This is a genomic window from Streptomyces sp. NPDC002537, assembly GCF_053594975.1.
The window spans coordinates 1-3753 of sequence record NZ_JBSFWT010000178.1 but is presented as its reverse complement, the minus strand read 5'-3'; the positions used below and the strand labels follow the sequence as shown (position 1 = coordinate 3753).

1 protein-coding gene is annotated in these 3753 nt (G+C 69.2%); it reads right to left on the bottom strand.

What is annotated here, in order from left to right; genetic code table 11:
• Positions 1 to 3753: type I polyketide synthase (locus tag ACWD4A_RS35145; RefSeq protein ID WP_451200519.1), on the bottom strand; the 3753-nt coding region annotated here is incomplete at both ends.

The window sequence follows — 3753 nt, the reverse complement described above, 5'->3', positions numbered from 1 at the left end:
ACCCAACCGCCACGCAGCCCTCAACCCACGAAACACCGGCCCATACACCAAACCCGCATCCGCATACCGCTCATACAAACCCTCGACCGACACCGGCACCGCCCCCACCGGAGGCCACACGTCCAGATCGGTGCCACCCGTACCAGCACGCGCCCCGGAACCGAGCGTCCCCGTGGCATGCCGCGTCCACAACGCATCCCCCACTGCATCCTCAGCACGTGAATGAATACTGAAGCTGCGATTCCCTGCGCCGTCGGGGCCGTTGACCACGAGTTGGGTGTGGATCGCGCCGTGCTCCGGGAGCACCAGCGGAGTCTCCAGGGTCATCTCCGACAGCACCGCGCATCCCACCTGGTCGCCGGCCCCGATCGCCATCTCCACGAAACCGGTGCCGGGGAAGAGCACGGTGTCACCGATCGCGTGATCGGCCAGCCAAGGGTGAGTCCGAGTGGAGAGCCGTCCGGTGAAGAGCAGCCCGTCGGAGTCGGCGAGCGTCACAGCCGCCCCCAACAGCGGATGGCCTCCGGCACCGGAGGCGGCGCCGAACGGGGAGTATCCGTCGATCCAGTAGCGCTGGCGTTGGAAGGGGTAGGTGGGGAGGTCGATGTGTTGGGTGGGGTTGTTGGTGTGGAGGGTGGTCCAGTCGACGGTGTGTCCGTGGGTCCAGAGGCGGGCGAGTGCGGTGAGGGTTTCTGTTTGTTCGGGGTGGTTGCGGCGGAGGAGAGGGATGCAGAGGGTGGTGGTGTCGTCGTCCAGCACGGTGGAGGTCATCGCGGTCAGGACCGCGTCCGGGCCGATCTCCAGGAACGTGGTGACGCCGTCGTCGGCCAGGGTGTGTATGGCGTCGGCGAAGCGGACCGCCTGACGGACGTGCTCCACCCAGTAAGCGGGTGAGGTGAGTTCACCCGCACCGGCGGTACGGCCGGTGACCGTCGAGACCACCGGGATATCCGGCTCGGTGAACGTCAGGCCCGAGACCACCGTACGGAAGTCATCGAGCATGGGGTCCATGAGGGGGGAGTGGAAGGCGTGGGAGACCTTGAGCAGGGAGGTCTTGCGCCCCTGGCTCCGCAGGTCTTCGACAATCGCGTCGACGGTGTGGCGGGCGCCGGAGACCACGACCGCGCGCGGGCCGTTGACGGCGGCGATGGCCGCGTCGGTGGCACCACCGAGGAGAGTGAGGACTTCGTCCTCGGTCGCCTGGACCGCTGCCATCACCCCGCCCGACGGCAGAGCCTGCATCAGACGACCGCGTGCGGCAACCAGCGCGCACGCGTCCTCAAGCGAGAACACACCCGCCGCATACGCCGCCGCGATCTCGCCCACCGAGTGACCGGCCACCACATCCGGACGCACACCCCAGGACGCGGCCAGGCGGAACAGCGCCGTTTCGACTGCGAACAGAGCGGGTTGCGCGTACTCCGTACGCTCCAGCAGCCCCGCCTCCGCCGACCCTTCCTCCGCGAACAGCACTTCCAGCAGCCCGTCGAAGTGAGCACACACCTCATCCAGCGCCTGGGCGAACACCGGGAAAGCCTCGTACAGTTCACGGCCCATACCGACGCGCTGCGCGCCCTGCCCGGTGAAGAGGAAGGCGGTTTTGCCGCTGGTGCGGGCCACGCCCTGCACCAACCCCGTAGCTGGGGTCTCCTCCGCCAGCGCGGCCAGCCCGGCCGCCAGCTCAGTACGGCCGGAGCCGACGATCACTGCACGGTGCTCCAACTGCGCACGCGTCGTCGCCAGCGCCAGCCCCACATCCGCCGGGTCCGGAACATCGTCGCCCCGTACCAGGCCCAGCAACTGCCGCGCCTGCGCCCGCAAACCCTCCGCACTCGCCCCGGACACCGGCCAGGAGAGCATCCTGGAGCGGTCCGCCGGTTCCGTGATCGGCTGCGGCTCCAGGCCGCCGGACCGGGGGGCGGCAGGGGCAGGCTCGGGGGCCTGCTCGATGATGACGTGCGCGTTGGTGCCGCTGATGCCGAAGGACGACACCGCCGCGCGCTTCAGCCCACCGGACTCCCACGGCCGGGACTCCCTGAGCAGTTCCACCCCACCCGCCGACCAGTCCACCTTCGACGACGGCGCATCCACATGCAGGGTCCGGGGCAGCACACCGTTGCGCATCGCCATGACCATCTTGATGATCCCGGCCACACCAGCCGCAGCCTGCGTATGACCCAGGTTCGACTTCACCGAACCCAGCCACAACGGCTTCCCGGACGGACGGTCCTTCCCGTACGTCGCCAGCAACGCCTGCGCCTCGATCGGGTCACCGAGGACCGTACCCGTGCCGTGGGCCTCCACCGCGTCGACCTGGTCCGGCGACAGACGCGCGTTCGCCAACGCCGCCCGGATCACCCGCTGCTGCGACGGACCATTCGGCGCGGTAAGGCCGTTGCTCGCGCCGTCCTGATTCACAGCGGAACCACGCACCACCGCCAGCACCCGATGGCCATTGCGCCGCGCGTCCGACAACCGCTCCACCACCAGCACACCGACACCCTCGGACCAACCGGTGCCGTCCGCCGCCTCGGCGAAGGACTTGCACCGGCCATCCGCCGCCAGCCCGCGCTGCCGGCTGAACTCGATGAAGGTGGCCGGTGTGGCCATCACGGTCACGCCTCCGACCAGGGCGAGTGAGCAGTCGCCGTTGCGCAGCGCCTGGCTCGCGAGGTGCAGGGCGACCAGGGACGAGGAGCACGCCGTGTCCACCGTCACCGCCGGGCCCTCCAGGCCGTACGTGTAGGCGATGCGGCCGGAGACGATGCTGCCCGCGCTGTGACTCGTCGGGTAGTCGTGGTACATGACGCCGGCGAAGACACCGGTCTTGCTGCCCTTGACGGTCGCGGGGTCGATGCCGGCCCTCTCGAACGCTTCCCAGGAAGCCTCCAGCAGCAGTCGCTGCTGCGGATCCGTGCTCAGCGCTTCGTTCGGGCTGATCCGGAAGAAGGCCGCGTCGAAGTCGGCCGCGTCGTACAGGAATCCACCCTTGTTGACGTAGGTGGTGTCCGGACGCTTGCCCTCCGGGTCGAAGATCGTGCTTGTGTCCCAGCCGCGGTCCTCCGGGAACTCGGAGACGGTGTCCTTGCCGTCAGCGACCAGTTTCCACAGGTCCTCGGGCGACTCGATGCCGCCCGGGTAACGGCAGGACATGCCGACGATGACGATCGGGTCGTCGGCGACGGGGGTCTCCTGGGCGACCGGCGTGCTGACAGGTGTGTCGAGCGTGCCGAGGAGTTCGTCGTGGAGGTAGCGCGCGAGGTCGCCGGCGGTCGGGTAGTCGAAGACGAGGGTGGCCGGAAGCCGCAGGCCGGTCGCGGTGTTGAGACTGTTGCGCAGCTCGACCGCGGTCAGCGAGTCGAAACCCAGATCGCTGAAGGACCGGTCGGGCGCGATCGCGGCCGGGTTCGTGTGTCCCAGCACCGCGGCGACCTGCCCACGCACCACGTTGAGCAGTGCGCGTTCCCGTTCGGCCGGGGCCAGCGCGGACAGTTGCCGGTGCAGTGTGTCGGCGGTGCCGCTGTCGCTGACGGCCGCGGTGCGCCGAACGGCGGGGACGAGGTGGTGGTAGAGGGGCGGCAGTTCCGTTCCCTGCGCCCGCAACGCCTCCACATCAAGCCGCACCGGGACCAACGCCGCATCCGCACACGCAGCCGCACCGAACAACCTCAAACCATCATCCACCGACAACGGCAACACACCACCACGCGCCATCCGCGCACGATCACCCTCCGACAACCCACCCCCCATACC